This window comes from Egbenema bharatensis FJBBOT/2019 (assembly GCF_048077055.1).
GTDB lineage: Bacteria > Cyanobacteriota > Cyanobacteriia > Elainellales > Elainellaceae > Egbenema > Egbenema bharatensis.
Genome location: NZ_CP182236.1, coordinates 1,599,101 through 1,614,938 on the forward strand (window position 1 = coordinate 1,599,101; position 15,838 = coordinate 1,614,938).

A 15,838-nucleotide genomic window follows, 5' to 3' on the forward strand; every position below is an offset into this window, starting at 1 on the left:
AAACTTGCACTACAGTGAGTCCCCCTAAGCAACCGTGAATTGTTCACTCTTCGCTTTCAGATCCTGGCCAGGGCCAGCAGATCTTTGAAGGAAGTGGAAATGGCATGGGAATCTTCTGAGGTTTTGGTGGCGATCGCAGCAACATCGCTCATGGTTTGCGTCATAGATTGACACTGTTGGGTTTGTTGTTGCATGGCGTGGGTAATGTCGGACACCACCTGACTAATTTGGCTTGTGGCATCGACAATTAAATTCAAGTTTTCCCGTGCTTCGCTGGCCACACGAGTTCCAGAAGATACCTGTTGAATGCTGGTTTCCATTGCAGTTGCTACTTCTGCGGTGCTGGCTTGAATGTCCTGCACCAGTTGTTCAATTTCAACAGCAGCATCAGCCGATTGACGTGCCAGAGACCGGACTTCATCCGCAACCACCGCAAAGCCTCGCCCGTATTCACCCGCCCGAGTTGCCTCGATCGCTGCATTCAGGGCCAGTAGCTGAGTCTGCGTGGTGAAGTGGCTGATCACGCTGACGACTTTAGAAATCTTTTGGGAGGAGTCGCTCAGTCGCTGCAATCGCTGATTGGTTTCCGTCACAATGTCGCGGATTTCCTGCATTTCATCCACCGTACGATCCATCGCTGCATCTCCAGCAATCACCGTTTCATTGGCCTGCTGCACCGCGGACTCCACCTGCTGCACATAGGTTTCTACGGATTGGGTAGACTGCACCATCCGTTGCACTTGCTCCAATGCCTGATTGAGGGATTGAAGCTGCTCCTGAGCTTGAGCGGCAAGACTGACGATCGCACCCTCGCTGGCTTGCGAGGTTCGAGCCACCTGACTGGAGGCTGCCTGCATTTGCACGACAATTTGCTGCAAACTGTTGAGGGTGTTGTTGTACGCATCGGCGATCGTCCCCACTTCATCATCGGTGACCGGGGCACGCACGGTTAAATTCCCTTCCAGCGCAGGACGTACCGCCAGTAGCAGTTGAATCACTTCCTGTTGCAGCGTATCTTTGGCATCTTTGTCTCGCTGGGCGGCGGCGGCTAACTGCTGCGACTGCTGCTTTAACTGCTCCACATATTCTCCCTGCTGGATCGCAACGTTCAGTTGAGCAGCGATCTGTTTGGCAAATTCAATGTCTACATCCTGCCACTCTCGCGGTTCTCTGCAATGGTGAATGCAGAATAGCCCCCAGAGGTCTTCGCCCTTCAGCAGAGGGACAACCAGATTGGCGCGAACTTGAAACTGGGACAGGACATCAATGTAGCAGGTTTGCAGTCCCGCCTGATAAATATCTGCAACGGCCCAAACTCTCCCCTTGCGGTACATTTCAGCGTAGTTTTCGTTAAAGCAATGATCCTCAACTCGGACTTTCAGGGCCGAAACATAGCCTGGTTGCACATCTTCTGCGATCGTTTGCCCGGTGGTATAGTTCGTTGCTGGGTCAAACTGAAAGATAGCCACCCGATCGACCTGCAAAAAGTTGCGAATTTCTTTGGCGGTGGTTTTGAAGGTAGTTTGCAAATCCAGGGAATGGCGAATCCGATCGACAATTTTGTTGATCAAGCTCGATCGTTCAACTGTCTGCAGGAGTTGATGGGAACTGTGTTGCAGTTGCTCCAAATAGTCAATTTGCTGCAATGCGGTTCCAACCTGAATGCCAATCCGCTTCAGAGCCTCAACCTCTGCCTCTGCCCAGGAACGGGGTTGCGTGTTCTGGTATGCTGCCAGCAGTCCCCACAGTTCCCCTTGTTTGAAAATGGGAGTGACGACAAAGGCGCGGATGTCCAGTTCCTCCAGGCATTCCACTTCGGTGGCAGAATGGCCGGCTGTGTAGATATTGTTAACCGTTAAACTTTTGCCCTGGGCATACCGTCCAGCGGGTTCCAAATAGGTTGGTTTCAACCAAACGGCGCGATCGCCTGCTGCGTTCAAGCTGTCCTGCCCTGGATTACCGGCTACGGTGAGCAATTCACTCTGCTGATCTGGCTGCACCCGATAGAGCGCAACGCGATCGCACTTTAGCAAACGACGCACAGAATGGCTGGTGGTTTGTAGCACCGAATTCAAATCTTGAGACTGAAGAATTTTAGGAATAATGTCATTCACCGCCTGGCTCACTTGCGCCATTTGGGTCATACGGACAGATTGTTCCTGTAATTGCATCAGGTAACTCGCATTCTGCAAAGTGGCTCCTAACTGCCGTCCAATTTCCGACAGCAGCGACACTTCACTGGCCGACCAGTTGCGGGCACCCGTATGTTGAAAGGCACTGAGAAGTCCCCAGAGGGTGTCACCTTGTTTGATGGCAACCACCGCAAAGGCCTTCACCCCAAAGTATTCCAGGGTGGCAATGTGGCAAGGACTCAATCCCGCCTGATACACGTCATTCACCACGTAAGGCATATTCTTTTGCAGTCGTCCGCCCTGATGTTCCTGAACGTAGGTATCCTCCCAGGCACTCCCCACCAGAGCCGGAAAACCGCCCGCCTCAGACTCATAAACAAAATCTCCAAAATAGTCTGGGCGAAACTTGTAGATGGCAATGCGATCGACGTTGAGTAATCTTTGGACTTCCTGTACTGCCGTCTGACAGGCCGTTTCCAGGTATGCAGAATTGCGAATTTGATGGATAAGCGTTGGCAGTTCCTGGCGATATTGTTCTGCCTTTGCTTTCTCTTCAAGAAATGCCGCTTGCTGTAATGCCGTTCCCACCCGGTAGCTGGCCTGGGACAAAAACTTGACCTCATCCGTTGCCCACTGCCAGGGGTCACTATGGTGAAAGGCTGCCAAAAATCCCCAAACGGATCGCCCTTGCAGGATCGGTACGATCGCACAGGCTTTGATTTCGTATTGCTCTAACCTACTCAGGGAATTATCACTGACACTCTGAGAGGAAAGATCGGGGATGGTAATGGGTTGGTGATAGCGATCGCTTTGGGGATGCCAAACTCCTGCTGCTTTCCAGGTTTCATTCAGCATAGATACCCCGTCACCAGCCCTGGACTCGGAAACTACACTGACCCGGTCATCGGAACGCACCTGAACAATTGCCACGCGATCGACGTTGAGATATTTCCGCACGTCTCGAACGACCGCTTGCAGCAGGATCTCTGGTTCAAATGATGGGTCTGACTGTGATGATAAACTCAGCTTTTCTTGCAGGCGTGATAGAACCTGCTGTTCTCGGTCAAAGGCGATGGGCTGTAAACATAGCCGCAGTTCAGCAATGATTTGATTCAGCAGTACAACTTCCGACTCTTGCCATTGTCGCGGATGGGTGCATTGCTGTACGACGAGCAGACCCTTGAGCTGATTCCGAATAATGATGGGTAAGCTGAGGCTGGCTTTTACCTGAAAGCGATCGAGCAGTTGTTGTTGGTAGGGGCTGAGGGAAGTCTGATTGCTGTCGTGTAAAGCGACATAACTCTGCTGGTGATAATCCCTGGGTTGGCTCGCTCCAAAGGCGATCGCAGGCAGCGACTCTCCTAAGCTGGGGGTGTAGCCGTCCACAACAGTCTCCGATGTAACAACACCCTGACGCTCCGATTGAAAGTGATAGACCAAAACGCGATCGGCTTGCAGGTATTGCTGCACTGCGGTTGTGATGATGGTATACAGCGTATCAACCGATTCCGCCTGATGCATTCGGTTTGTGGTGGACAGCATCCATTCCAGTAAGGAAGTGGAACCGTCATTCAAAGGCGGAGGGTTGGAAGCGGGAGATGAAGCGATCGAAAATTTAGAATTCAGTCTTGCTCTAGATTGCTCTAGGTTCATAACAGTGGTTCCTGTAGCAGTGGAGGAATGGGTGGACGAATCCGCTGTGCGGGTTTTAACGATTGAGTCTGGATCGTTGATTGATTGATTCAGTGAATCTAAACACGAATCTTCCATCGGATCGAGTGCGTTGGAGTAGGGAAGAGGGTCTGGCAGGTCTGGGTTCTGCAACAATGCCTGTCTCTCAAGATTCTCAAGTTTCTCAGGTTTCTCAGCTTCCTCCGCTTCGGCGGCAATCCGTCGCACTAATTTCCACAACGGAGACGCTTCGACATTAAAGAACTTCAACGGCAACTCACCTCACGCTTTTCCATACTGGACAGTCTGCGATCGCCTTGAGATTTAACACCACTCCATTGTTTTCAGGCAAAAGTCCTGCAATTAACGGTAAAAGCCCTGGTGAAAATAAACCGGGGAGAACAGGCTGTAGATGCTGAAGGTCATGGAATTCAACATCGCCAATATGCGGCACTCCCACGCCGATCGAATGGTTGTTCACCTGCACAACTATCACGACAAGGATCGGGGAAGCGGGATCAAGTTGCACCGATTCGTGACCCCAAAAATCATAAAAGTCGATTACCCAAAGCATTTCTCCACGCCAGTTGCAGATGCCCAGCACATAGGGGGGCAGCTCTGGAACGGGTAGAATTTTGGCAATTTCAATGTTAAAAATCTCTGTTATTTGATCAAGCGGCACGATCGCACTATCCTGATGTCCTAACGCTAACCGCAGCGATCGCTGACGGGTTTCTGGAGGAAGTGGATCCAAAATCAGGGTATTAAGACTATTCGCTAGATCGATGTCTAGTGATTCCGCCATCGTCAAATGTTTCTCCAGTATCGCTTCTCCAGGGATTCTTCTCCGGTTACTCTTAATCCAGGGATGCACTTCTCAGCGAACAGTACTTAAGCTGCCATCAACCGCATTACAGTGCGGGTTAGCTCACTTTGATCAACGGGCTTGGGTAAGTAAGCATCCGCTCCCAATAATGATCCCCAAAGCTTGTCTGCATCACTGCCCTTTGTTGAGCAAATCACTACCGGAATTTGTTTCGTATCAGCATTCGTTTTCAAATCACGACAAAGTTCAAACCCACTTTGCCCCGGCAAAATAACATCCAGTAGCACCAAATCAGGGTGATAAATTTGAAGTTTCGCGCGAGCCTCCTCACAACTGCCAACGCTGATAACCAGGAAGCCGGACTGCTTCAGATATTGAGTCAGTAATTGTGCGTCAGTCAGACTATCTTCAACCAGAAGAACCGTAGTCATGATGGTTTCCTATAATACAAATCCTCCCTTTAAGCCTTTCTGCGAAATTTAACCGCTTCCGTATGGAATTCAAGAATTTATGTCTCAATTCTGTTGAGATGATGATGGTAAGTAGTCCCGCAGGACGGGAATGATTTTGTCTGGCTCGATCGGCTTAGATATAAAGCCCGAAGACCCAACCAATTTGGCTCGAACGCGATCGACGATGCCATCACTGCTGGTGACGATGATGATGGGAGTGTTCTGGAAGGCAGAAATCCGGCGAATTTGCGCGCACACCTCGTAGCCATTGGTGACCGGCATCAACAAATCTAAAAAGATCGCATCTGGCTTTTGCTCCATCAAAATCGGCAGAGCCTGCAACGGATCCTGAATGCTGATAAATCGACACCCCGCTTGCGCCAGGATTTGGTTCATGGCGATGCAATCGAACCGACTATCTTCGATATACGCCACCAGCGGACTGGTCGATCGCACCTGGGAAATGGGAGTGACTTGATCAAACAAAAAGCCCAGTTTAGAACCTGGATCCCGTTGCCAGTCGCGCACCTCAATCAAACCGATGATGCCCTTGCGGATATAGGGAAGCAGCGATTGCGTCAATGCCACTAACGGCTGCTTGAGTTTGACCGCCAAATCCCTCAAGGTGCGATCGCCATTAATCCAGGTGGTCAGGTTGTGGTAAACCAGCAGAGAGGTTTGCTGCTGTAATTCTTGTGCATCCCAGATCACCGGCGACCAATTGGGCGACCAACTACCCAAACCAGCCTGATGCCAGTCCTTCCAGGATTCCAGAGCCTGATGCCAGATCTGTTCAACTGGAATTACGCCAGCGGCAGTAGCGGCCATTGCTGGAGGCAGTTGTCCATAGATAAGTTGCGCTTTGAGGCGATTGCGATGCTGTTTCCCCAGTTGAATCAGATCAAACAAAATTTCTCTCAAATTGCCTGCCACCACCGATGTCATCTGTTCCTGAGAGACTTTACCCTGCTGGGTTAATCGCCTTAACATGGTTTGATCTATATACTGAGAGGAATACTCGGCGTGAGCCTGGCGATGTCCCGATGGCTGACTGGACTCGATCGCCAACTGGGGGCAGTATTGAGCCACTTGCCGACACCATCGTCGAACTGGATGCACACTGCTTGAGCCTTCAATCAACCCTCCTCCATAAAAAAAGAAGTTCCACTGCAACCCAGCAAAATCCTGAATCTTTAGTTCGAGACGACCCGTGAACTGCTTTTGTCCACAAACTCGAATATTCATCTCCAACTCATCTAATGTGCGAATTTCGTAGGCTGTCATTGAAGCATAGGAAGAAACAGAAGTTGAATATGCAGACAAGGAATTCAGCACGTTTTGCAAAACCTGAATATACGCCAGAGAACAATCTTTTTGGGAAATACTTTTAGAACCTATCCGCAACCTCCACCAGGAGTTTTGGATTCCAAAAACTCTAATGAGTTTTCAGATAGGCCCTTAGAGCCACAAAGGTAGAGCAACACAAATCATCGGCTTCAGGGCTGACGGACTGACACCGATCGTTACATTCGGTTACATTATGCCCATTTGTGGCAGCGATCGACAGTACGAAACAGTACAAAACGGAATTTCTAAAGCCAATTTGATCGCAATATGAAATCATTATGAAATCATTATGAAATCATTGCGAAGCCAGCCCTCAAACAACCGATAGATGCTAAGCAAATTGCCCTATTGTCATCATTCACCCTGTTTTAGACGCTAGAGCTAATTCATCACTGATCAACAATTCGGTAGACGCTGCGCCTTCAGATACATCAGACAAGCATCGCTCCCCTTGAGTACAATACTCCCTAACTGCTTCGCTTGCCACCCTTATCCGAGTGTTTTTCCCACGCCATACTGGCCACCTGACTACCCAGAGGCACATTAAATGCTAATCAGTAAATGTGTAAAACCTGTGCAATCGATACAATCGTGAACGAGTTCAGGCTTCACAGCAGAATCATCTCGACCGATAATTCTAAGTTAAGCCAATGGCAACCGTCCATTACACCCAACTATCCCGCTGTCGATCGAATCTCACGAGAGTAACCCTTGAAACCACATTTTGATCTCTATACCTCAGCCATCCGTCCGTTGCTGTTTTCTGGACTCAAAGCCGATCCAGAATGGCTGCATTCCCAGAGTATGCAGATCTTGAATCTGCTGAATGAGCAAGGACATCGCTTTCCCATTCAACAACTACGCCATCAACTACACCAGTCTTTTTGCTTTAGCCATCCGATTCTGGAACAAACCCTCTGGGGCTGCCCGTTCCAAAATCCGATCGGTCTGGCAGCCGGTTTTGATAAAGATGGGATTGCGGCTCACATCTGGTCAGATTTCGGCTTCGGCTTTGCGGAACTGGGCACAGTCACCCTCCACCCCCAACCGGGCAATCCCAAACCCCGTCTATTTCGTCTGCTGGAAGATCAGGCTGTCCTGAACCGGATGGGCTTCAACAATCAGGGGGCAGAGGCATTGGCAGAACGACTGATGGGGAGGGTAGAAGTCAGAAGTCAGAAGTCAGAATCAGAGGAAAACCAAAGCCCAACCAACGAATCTCCTCACTCCTCACTCCTCACTCCCCACTCCTCACTCCTCACTCCCCACTCCCCACTCCCCACTCCCCACTCCCCACTCCCCACTCCTCACTCCCCAATTCCCCTCGGCATTAACCTCGGCAAATCCAAAATTACCCCTTTGGAGTCGGCAGTAGAGGATTACTTGGGAAGCTTTCGGCTACTGAAGGATCTGGGGGATTACTTTGTGGTGAATGTGTCTTCGCCTAATACACCGGGACTGCGATCGCTCCAGGCAACCGAACAACTGGCTCCGATTCTGGCAGCCCTCCAGCAGGAGAATCAGGGACGAAAGCCCATCCTCGTCAAAATTGCGCCGGATCTGGAGTGGGAAGATATCACATCGATTCTGGAACTGGCTCAGGATCATCAACTGGCGGGCATCATTGCGACGAATACCACCATTCGGCGTGATCAGTTGAAGACTCAGGTGATTGCAGCAACCGGAAACCCGGTCACGGAAGAGGCGGGAGGGATTAGTGGGCAACCTTTACGAGCGCGATCGACGGAGGTGATTCGATTTATCTACCAGCAAACGGGGGGAACCTTACCGATTATTGGGGTAGGTGGCGTTTTTACGGTGGAGGATGCCTGGGAGAAAATTACGGCGGGTGCAACGCTGGTGCAAACCTACACGGGTTGGATCTATGAAGTGACCCTGGATGGTACGGCGAATCTTAAGAGGATTGGTGCAGAAGTTGGAGGAGCGGGGAATGAAGACGATCGGGGAGGCGGTGGGAAGTGGGGAATAAACCTTAACCTGGTTGCCAGATATGAATGCTTCTATTCAGACATTGAGAAGATCCTCAGAGTTCTGACTCGAATCTGGTTGAGGGTGTAAGCCGGTAGACACCTTAGGGTATTGAGTTAAAAGCGAAGTGGTAGAAGGTGCGGTGAATGCCATTGGCTCATGAGTAAGAAGTGTGCGGAGTCACTAAAGAGGTAATGAAGGCAGGGGAAATACGTTTGAGATTGCGCTTGAACTCAAAAAACGACAGGGAGCGATCGCCTTGAACGACCCTATTGATGCAAATGGATCAACTTCCGTAGCGCAAGCATCCTGCCTGCCTGTGAATGTTTCTGATGCAGATCAAAATTGACATACACCTGATCACCTTTTCCTTGCTGGATGAAGGAGAATAATATTGGATTGAGATAAAGGCGACGTATCCAATGGAGAATACCTTAATTGAAGAGCTAGAAGAGAAATTACGACAGGCAATGCTCAATAGTGATGTTGCCGTGTTAGACGATCTCATCGCCAACGATTTAGTCTGGACAATGCATACAGGGTTTGTGAGCAACAAAGAGCAAGATCTGGAAGCGCACCGCTCTGGAATTTTCCGATTTACAACGTTGGACATTAGCGATCGCCAAATTCATCCTTTTAGTCAGGATTGTGTCATCGTCACCTTGAAAGCGAAAATCGAAGGCATTCTTAACGATCAAGTGTTTTCTGAAGTCTATCGATTCACTCGCGTCTGGTTACAGCGAAACAACCGCTGGCAGATTGTCGCAGGTCATGTAAGCCAAATTATTCCCCTTCACTCCACGTCATGAAAATTCTAGTGGCAGTATCACCTGGCGATCGATACCACTCGGTTTCGAGAAGAGTTGGGCTATGTGGAACCCATTACTGAAGAGGACGCATTGCAGCAAACGATCGTCTGGGAGCAAGAGAACCTGACCGCAACCAGTCCAGAGTAATTAAACATCATTTAGCAGAAGATAAAGCGGTGGGATGCCCCATCCAGGATTAGGCACTGGTCTTGCAATCAGCGGTGGTTTAAATGGAAGCAGTAACGAGATTCTACTGAACAGCCGTAGGATGGCTTCAGCATAAAGCTTTTTCTGGGTAGAGCATCAGTCTTGTCTATTCTGGTATCTGAAAGATTGCCGGATAAACCAGGATTTTAGATGAAAAGGCAATAGTCAGGTGCTATTTAATTTCTAAGCCCCCTGAGCACTATGCTGATAAAACACCCCAACCCATCCCACACCATTCCCCAAAACAACACCATTCCCCAAGACAGTGAATTGACTGCTGATCAAGCCCTGCGAAAACTATTAGCGGGCAACCATCGATTTGTGAGGCAGAAAGCGCATAACCCCAATCAGTCTGCCGATCGCCTGAGTGAATTGAGTAAAGAACAAAAGCCCTTTGCCACGATTCTCGGTTGTTCTGATTCCCGCGTGCCGTTGGAAGTGATTTTTGATCAGGGGTTGGGGGATCTGTTTGTGGTGCGAGTGGCTGGAAATGTGGTGACACCGAGTGAGCTTGCCAGCATCGAGTATGGGGTATCGATTCTGCAAACCAGAGTACTGCTTGTGCTGGGGCATAGCCAGTGTGGTGCGGTTAAAGCAGCCTTGACTGGGGGGCAGTTGATTGGGCATTTGCATACGCTGACAGACCTGATTCAACCGGCGATCGCTCGTTCCCTCCGGCAACCTGGAGATGCGATCGACAATGGGGTGAGAGAGAATATCCTGCTGCAAACGGAGCGACTCCGCAATGCTCCGATCGTGGCTCAATTGCTGGACGAAAAGCGATTGCAGCTAGTTGGCGGCTATTTTGATCTCAAAACTGGCGAAGTTTCGATTTTGTCGATCGCCACTTCTCAACAGGCCACAATTCGCACCCACGGAAAGCCTGTTTTCTCCCGATTTTCCCGGCTAGATGGGCAATCTCAGCCGAAGCGAATGCTGCATCTCAAAATCACCAACCTTGATTCAGGCGAATACCAGGAAGTTTTTTGTGCGCCAGAGCTAAATGCTCAAACTGAATGCACGATCGGCAGAGGTCGGGGTTGTAATCTGGTGCTGAACGGTGACACCATCGATCGGATTCACGCCAAAATTGTGGTTCAGCCGGAAGGCTACTGTTTAATCGATGCTAACAGTAGAGCAGGCTGCTACTTGAACGATCGCAAAATTCATCCCAATCAGTTGTACCCGTTAAGCCAGTCTGATGCGATCGAGATCGGCAATTTTTTCATTCTGGTTCACCAGTTCTAGCGATCGCCCCTCCCTAAGGCTGATTCCGCAGTTCTCGGACAATCTCCTGCGCCAAGTTTCTCGACCAGACGGAATCGAAGGGGCAGAGGATTTGCCGATTTTCAGGAGAAGTCCAAACCAATGCATCTTCTACATCGGAGATTCTGTAGGTTTCGTTGAGCAGGATGCGAGTGAGGAGTTGATGCAGGGTTCTGGCTTGCTCGTCAGTGAGGGTAATCATGGCTGGAGTCTTTGGGGGTAGATGGTTTGAGGAGAGGGATGGTTGGTGGAATGGGCGGGCAGGATGCCCACCCCACACGAGGTTGGACTGGGTGAGCAAGATGCCTGCCCCACAAGGGTAGGTTCTGGGGACTGGGCGGGCAGGATGCCCACCCCACAAGAGGTTTCACTGGGGACTGGGTGAGCAAGATGCCCACCCCACAAGGGTAGGTTCTGGGGACTGGGCGGGCAAGATGCCCACCCCACAAGAGATGTAGTGATTGAGTGGTTATGGGTGTTTTTGTTTGGATAGGATTACCAGGGCTTTGTCGATGTCTCGAACTTTGATGGCACGGAGGGCGGTGAGGAGGGCGCGAAGGAGGGCGACTTCATCATCAGTAAGGGTAATCATAGGAATAAAACCTCATGAGCGTGTAACCCAGATCTCGTAGGAGTCCCAGGTGATTTTTGTATTGTTTTAATGATAAGGTAATAGCCTTTATAAGGCAATATCCCTAGATTTGAATTACTAAATTAAAGATCATGGGTAAGTCGCCTTGATATCTTTAAATTCGTGCCTAAGCCAGCTAAACCACAGATCAGGGTCTACATTACCGAGGAAAAGGATCGCCTGCTGAAAGCAATGGCAGGCATTAAGGATTCCTCGGTTAATGCAATTGTGAATGAGGCGATCGATCGTTGGTTGGAGGAAGCAGAGCAAAAGGAAGTTATTGAGAAATTTAACCTCGATCGGTTGGATGAGGTGGGTTAGCTGGTTGGCTGACAAATCTTTTTTGTAGGTTGGGTTGAACAGCGTGAAACCCAACGCCTTCCTGCATTTCGTTGGGTTACGCTATCGCTAACCCAACCTACAAGAGAATCTGGATCGGTTAGCTGAGAAGGACAGACGATCGCTCAGTGTGACTGTGGAGATACTTCTTACTGAGGCTTTAGACACTTTAGAGGCAAAAGAAAACAAAGGTTGAGAGACTTAGCGATCGCCATAAAATTGACGAAATTGAGGATGATTAAACCTGACGTTGTGATGTTCTGGGCGATCGACGGAACAGTTCATTTCACTGGTTTGGCTCACCCGCTCCATCCCTCGTGAGTCATCATCTGTGAGCTATCCACCAGATGAGCAGCACCAGAAGGAAAACCGACAGCTCTAATAGAACGTAGTGCCATCCCCTGAGCCTGAAGAACAACCCCGGAAACCAGGTTTTTGAAGCTGGAGTGGGCTATTGTAGTTCAGCAATTTTGTTCAGGGCATATTGTTGAAGAGGTTCAAAGCCAATCCTGCTGGCCAGTTCTGCGGCTTGTTGCAATGCTTCGATGGCGGCATCTGTCTGTTGAAGCTGGACATAACAATCTGCCATAAACAGCAGGTTGCGGCTCTGGCTGTATTGGTCGCCAGTTTGTTGATAAATTGTCTGTGCCTGTTGTAGATAATCTAACCCGGCTGATCGGTCTTCCTGCAACTTGCCAAATTCTTGCAGGACGTTGGCTTCTCCGATTCGATCTCCCACTTCACGATAAAGTCCGATGGCTTGCTCATAGTTCGATAACGCTTCATTACTTCGTTTAAGAAATTGCAGCACATCGCTGATCGCTTGTAAGGTGTTGGCTTCTCCGATTCGATCTCCCACTTCCCGATACAGATCGAGCGCCTCCTGATAAGCCTCAGCCGCCTGGTTGACATTGTCTTGCAGTTCAAAATATAAATCCCCTAACCGTTTTAAACTTTCCGCCAGTTCTGCCTTTGAACCGAGCCGACGTTGCAGTTGAATCGATCGCCTGTAGGCTTGAATCGCAAACTGACGATTTGAACTGCTGTGAAACCGTTGGGCATAAACCTGGCCTAGCTGCTCGTACAACTCTGCCAACTGTGGCGCATCCCGTCCCTGCTGCTGCTCCATTGCTTCAATCCGCGTCAACAGATTGGCTAGCTCCGGATCCAGGGGTTTTGCAGGAGACTTGGGGAGATGTGACGCTGGAGATTCTATGGGTTCAGGCAAACCCGCCTTGCCCACAAACCAAAACACGCCACCCCGCCAACTCCAAAAATCGGGAGCCTTTTCCGCCAATTGGGCTAATAATGCCGAGTTCACCCAGATCACCACTGGAAAATTAAACTCCCGCAACGCCTCTCGCGTCCATTGCAGATAGCCCAACAACCGCTCTTGCTCAGAAGTTGCTGCTCCTAAACGCACCCCCAACAGATCATTCAACCCCTGTACTGTCACCACACCAGAGCCTTCCTGCTGCAATTCAGGCTGTTGTTGCACCAGTTGCTGTAGGGTGTATCGCAAACGCGGATCTTGCCGTTGGATAAAAACTCGGTAATGGGCAATGCCCTGCTGCTGTAACTCAGCAATGTAGGTTTGAATCACCGTTTCCTGCAAGTTGAGGTCATCACACACGGCAATCAGCAAATCCAGTTTGCCCTGACTGGCTTCCAACGCAACCATCAGACGGTCATAGCTGTGTTGATCCTCTAGCTCCCATTCAACGGCTTGCATGATGATTTAACCATCCTGTTCCGATTCAGTTTCAATCAAATTTCTGCGTTTCAGCAACTCCAGCAGCATTGGATGCACATCATACCAGAGGTCACCGTTGCGATACTCCAGCACATACAGTCCGTGCAATAGGAGCAAAAATTCTGGATCATTGACCTCCTCTGGCTCTCCATGATGATACGTGGTGGCTAAGATCTGGTAGCGACTGGTTCCCAAGGAAGCAGCAAAATCATTCCGCAGATCGCGCAAAGCCAATTCTAAAATCTCATCGGTAATTTTGATTTCTGTTCGTTCCGGTTCACGACGCAGCAGCAGCAAACATTGGGAACAACAGGCCCGCGCAATCCTCACCAGTTCCCGCATGACCCCGCCACTACTCAAAATCAGCTCGTGGGCCGTATCTGGTTCAATCAGATCTGACTCGATCCGTCGCTGAAGCACCTCCAACAGCAGCCTGACCTTACTCTCCTCTGGCACTGCCCCAGAACGGTGGCGATTTTCCCTGGAGAAGAACTTGACCACTTCCATTTGCTGAATCGGACTCCCCGATGCCGTTTGCAAAATCGTACGCAACTCAATATCCCGGATCACAGCAATGGGAATGGTAAATACAATGCGAATCTTCGGCTGAAACAGGGCATTGATATTCTTCTTGTAGATTTCTTCCACAAGCTTGAGATCCAGCTTGTCCAGATCATCAATAATCACCAAAACTTCTTTTTTCGTCGCATCTCGAACACATTTGGCAATAGTTTCAACTTTCTCCACTAGCTCAGAAATGCGCCGTTCGTAAGTGCGCTTAATTTCCTCTCGAAAGGTTGATTCCGTTTTCAGCTTGGCTGTCACCAGTTTCAGGATATCTCCCCCAATCCCTGCCTCTCCCGTGAGACTGCGAGAAGTCGTTTCAGTGCGGGTGGTGGCAAGCCAGGTGAGAATGGCATCTTTTTCTTTCGGTGGAATGGGCACCTGCCGCTCAGTGGCTTTGCTCAGAAGCTGTACGGCGATCGCGTACAGGATATTGATGTGATCCACCGCAGACATTTCCACCATCTCCGCAATGGAAAAGAAGACGACAAAGTAGCCCTGCTGCATCATCTCCCTGCCAAACCGAGCCAGCAGCGTTGATTTACCGCAGCCTCGATGCCCAGAGAAAATCAGCTTGCCGTCCTGATCCGCATCATCGATCGCCTGCTCCAAGCGGGCCAGCGTGTCCTGCCCATAATCCACCCGAAAATCCTCGATCTGCTGTGCGCTCAATAGAGGAAACAAATCTAGATCACGGTAGGCTTGGCGGAATCTTTCCAGGAGCGATGCAGGCATGAAGAACGGTCATAATAACACTACTGCCATTATCATACCGACTAGTTAAAGCATTTTTCAGCTAAACCTGACTGTATTCCCCTCTTGGGAGGGGTTAGGGGTGGGTCAAGCCCCGATCGCACCAGGGTGTTACCTTCACCTGATTAAAAATAATTCAACGGATCACGAGCCACTGCATTCAACTGAATCTCAAAATGCAAATGGGGCCCAGTGACATGGCCTGTACTCCCCGACAAACCCACGATCGCTCCATCAGACAGTCGATCGCCGACTTTGACGAATAACTGATCGAGATGGGCATAGAGCGTTTCGTATCCTTTACCATGATCAATCACAATCTTTTTACCATATCCATCACTCCACCCCGCAAATACAACTGTTCCTGCTCCAGCCGTTCTAATAGGCGTACCCGTTGGCGTACCAATATCAATTCCCTGATGAAAACGCACATCGCCCGTAATCGGATGAACTCTGCTGCCAAACTTACTGGTAATAGGAAATCCTACGACAGGATTAGTAAACCCAAATGCTCGTTCCTCAGTGAGTTCCTCAGTAGGTTCCTCAACTGTTGGAGTTTCAGTGATAATAGGTTCCTCAATTTCCGGTATCACTTCTTCCTGAATATGCAAATTCACCGCATTGAGGGCTACATTGCTTTCAGTTCTTTCTGATGGCTTTGTCTCGGCTAAAGGGATAAAGTCCTGCCGGGTTTCTGAATGAACGGAAAGCAGATCTGAAGGGATGAGTTGGGGGGGAATAGTGGATTCAGAAGCGTTAGAACTGTAGGAAGCAAGATGGACACTCAAGCACAAAAGGGCTCCAATGCGCCAGATTGCATTCAGGGGATGAACCGACTGGTTCCGGGAAAGATTGGTTTTTGTCCGTCGCCTTCTGCGCCGATGCTGACGCTGCTGAGAGCAAAACCGTTTCAGTTGGCCAATTTCGTGAATTTCGGCTGGGGTCGTTGCGGATGTCCATGCAGGAATGGGGCAGGAGACGTTAGCAAGGGGAGAGATCTGGAGGGTATAACGATCGCGCTTGTCGAGGTTGGGGGGATAAATCCTCATTGGGGGTCGCTCGGTAGATGATAGATGTAAAAATAGCCCTACTAATAGGA

General features: G+C 49.8%; 14 protein-coding genes. 4 read left to right on the top strand and 10 right to left on the bottom strand.

What is annotated here, in order from left to right:
* Positions 1-56: 56 nt before the first annotated feature.
* The 5 genes from ACM1PF_RS07505 to ACM1PF_RS07525 all read right to left on the bottom strand — a co-directional run bounded on the left by ACM1PF_RS07505 (position 57) and on the right by ACM1PF_RS07525 (position 6,705).
* Complete coding sequence (locus tag ACM1PF_RS07505; RefSeq protein WP_416673712.1) at positions 57-4,073, bottom strand: GAF domain-containing protein; 4,017 nt, start codon at positions 4,071-4,073, stop codon at positions 57-59.
* Positions 4,074-4,080: 7 nt separating this feature from the next.
* The gene (locus tag ACM1PF_RS07510; RefSeq protein WP_416673713.1) at positions 4,081-4,608 is read right to left on the bottom strand and encodes a chemotaxis protein CheW; all 528 of its coding nucleotides are present in this window, start codon (positions 4,606-4,608) and stop codon (positions 4,081-4,083) included.
* Between the two features lie 86 nt (positions 4,609-4,694).
* A complete protein-coding gene (locus tag ACM1PF_RS07515; RefSeq protein ID WP_416673715.1) occupies positions 4,695-5,060 on the bottom strand; it encodes a response regulator transcription factor in 366 nt (121 codons plus the stop codon).
* A gap of 84 nt (positions 5,061-5,144) precedes the next feature.
* A complete protein-coding gene (locus ACM1PF_RS07520) occupies positions 5,145-6,365 on the bottom strand; it encodes a response regulator (RefSeq protein ID WP_416673718.1) in 1,221 nt (406 codons plus the stop codon).
* Positions 6,366-6,516: 151 nt separating this feature from the next.
* Positions 6,517-6,705 (bottom strand): hypothetical protein, encoded by a 189-nt coding sequence (locus ACM1PF_RS07525; protein WP_416673720.1) that lies wholly within the window; start codon positions 6,703-6,705, stop codon positions 6,517-6,519.
* Positions 6,706-7,139: 434 nt separating this feature from the next.
* Here ACM1PF_RS07525 and pyrD point away from each other — a divergent pair, with 434 nt between their 5' ends.
* The 3 genes from pyrD to ACM1PF_RS07540 all read left to right on the top strand — a co-directional run bounded on the left by pyrD (position 7,140) and on the right by ACM1PF_RS07540 (position 10,681).
* Complete coding sequence (gene pyrD, locus ACM1PF_RS07530) at positions 7,140-8,507, top strand: dihydroorotate dehydrogenase (quinone) (protein WP_416673723.1); 1,368 nt, start codon at positions 7,140-7,142, stop codon at positions 8,505-8,507.
* 332 nt (positions 8,508-8,839) lie between these two features.
* Positions 8,840-9,226: a nuclear transport factor 2 family protein gene (locus ACM1PF_RS07535; protein WP_416673724.1), complete on the top strand. Its 387-nt coding sequence runs from the start codon at positions 8,840-8,842 to the stop codon at positions 9,224-9,226.
* A gap of 408 nt (positions 9,227-9,634) precedes the next feature.
* A complete protein-coding gene (locus ACM1PF_RS07540) occupies positions 9,635-10,681 on the top strand; it encodes a carbonic anhydrase (protein ID WP_416673727.1) in 1,047 nt (348 codons plus the stop codon).
* Positions 10,682-10,694: 13 nt separating this feature from the next.
* On the opposite strand, the gene ACM1PF_RS07545 is transcribed toward ACM1PF_RS07540, so the two are convergent.
* Together ACM1PF_RS07545 and ACM1PF_RS07550 are read right to left on the bottom strand one after the other, a co-directional pair.
* Positions 10,695-10,901: a hypothetical protein gene (locus ACM1PF_RS07545; protein WP_416673729.1), complete on the bottom strand. Its 207-nt coding sequence runs from the start codon at positions 10,899-10,901 to the stop codon at positions 10,695-10,697.
* Between the two features lie 267 nt (positions 10,902-11,168).
* Positions 11,169-11,291, bottom strand: a complete 123-nt coding sequence (locus tag ACM1PF_RS07550; protein ID WP_416673730.1) for a hypothetical protein — start codon at positions 11,289-11,291, stop codon at positions 11,169-11,171.
* 162 nt (positions 11,292-11,453) lie between these two features.
* Between ACM1PF_RS07550 and ACM1PF_RS07555 the strand changes: the two genes are divergently transcribed.
* A complete protein-coding gene (locus ACM1PF_RS07555) occupies positions 11,454-11,651 on the top strand; it encodes a hypothetical protein (protein ID WP_416673733.1) in 198 nt (65 codons plus the stop codon).
* A gap of 469 nt (positions 11,652-12,120) precedes the next feature.
* On the opposite strand, the gene ACM1PF_RS07560 is transcribed toward ACM1PF_RS07555, so the two are convergent.
* The 3 genes from ACM1PF_RS07560 to ACM1PF_RS07570 form a co-directional block, all read right to left on the bottom strand.
* Positions 12,121-13,401 (bottom strand): tetratricopeptide repeat protein, encoded by a 1,281-nt coding sequence (locus tag ACM1PF_RS07560; protein ID WP_416673735.1) that lies wholly within the window; start codon positions 13,399-13,401, stop codon positions 12,121-12,123.
* Between the two features lie 6 nt (positions 13,402-13,407).
* Positions 13,408-14,721, bottom strand: coding sequence for a P-loop NTPase fold protein (locus ACM1PF_RS07565; RefSeq protein ID WP_416673738.1), 1,314 nt, complete (start codon positions 14,719-14,721; stop codon positions 13,408-13,410).
* Positions 14,722-14,864: 143 nt separating this feature from the next.
* Complete coding sequence (locus ACM1PF_RS07570; RefSeq protein ID WP_416673740.1) at positions 14,865-15,788, bottom strand: M23 family metallopeptidase; 924 nt, start codon at positions 15,786-15,788, stop codon at positions 14,865-14,867.
* Between the last annotated feature and the right edge of the window lie 50 nt (positions 15,789-15,838).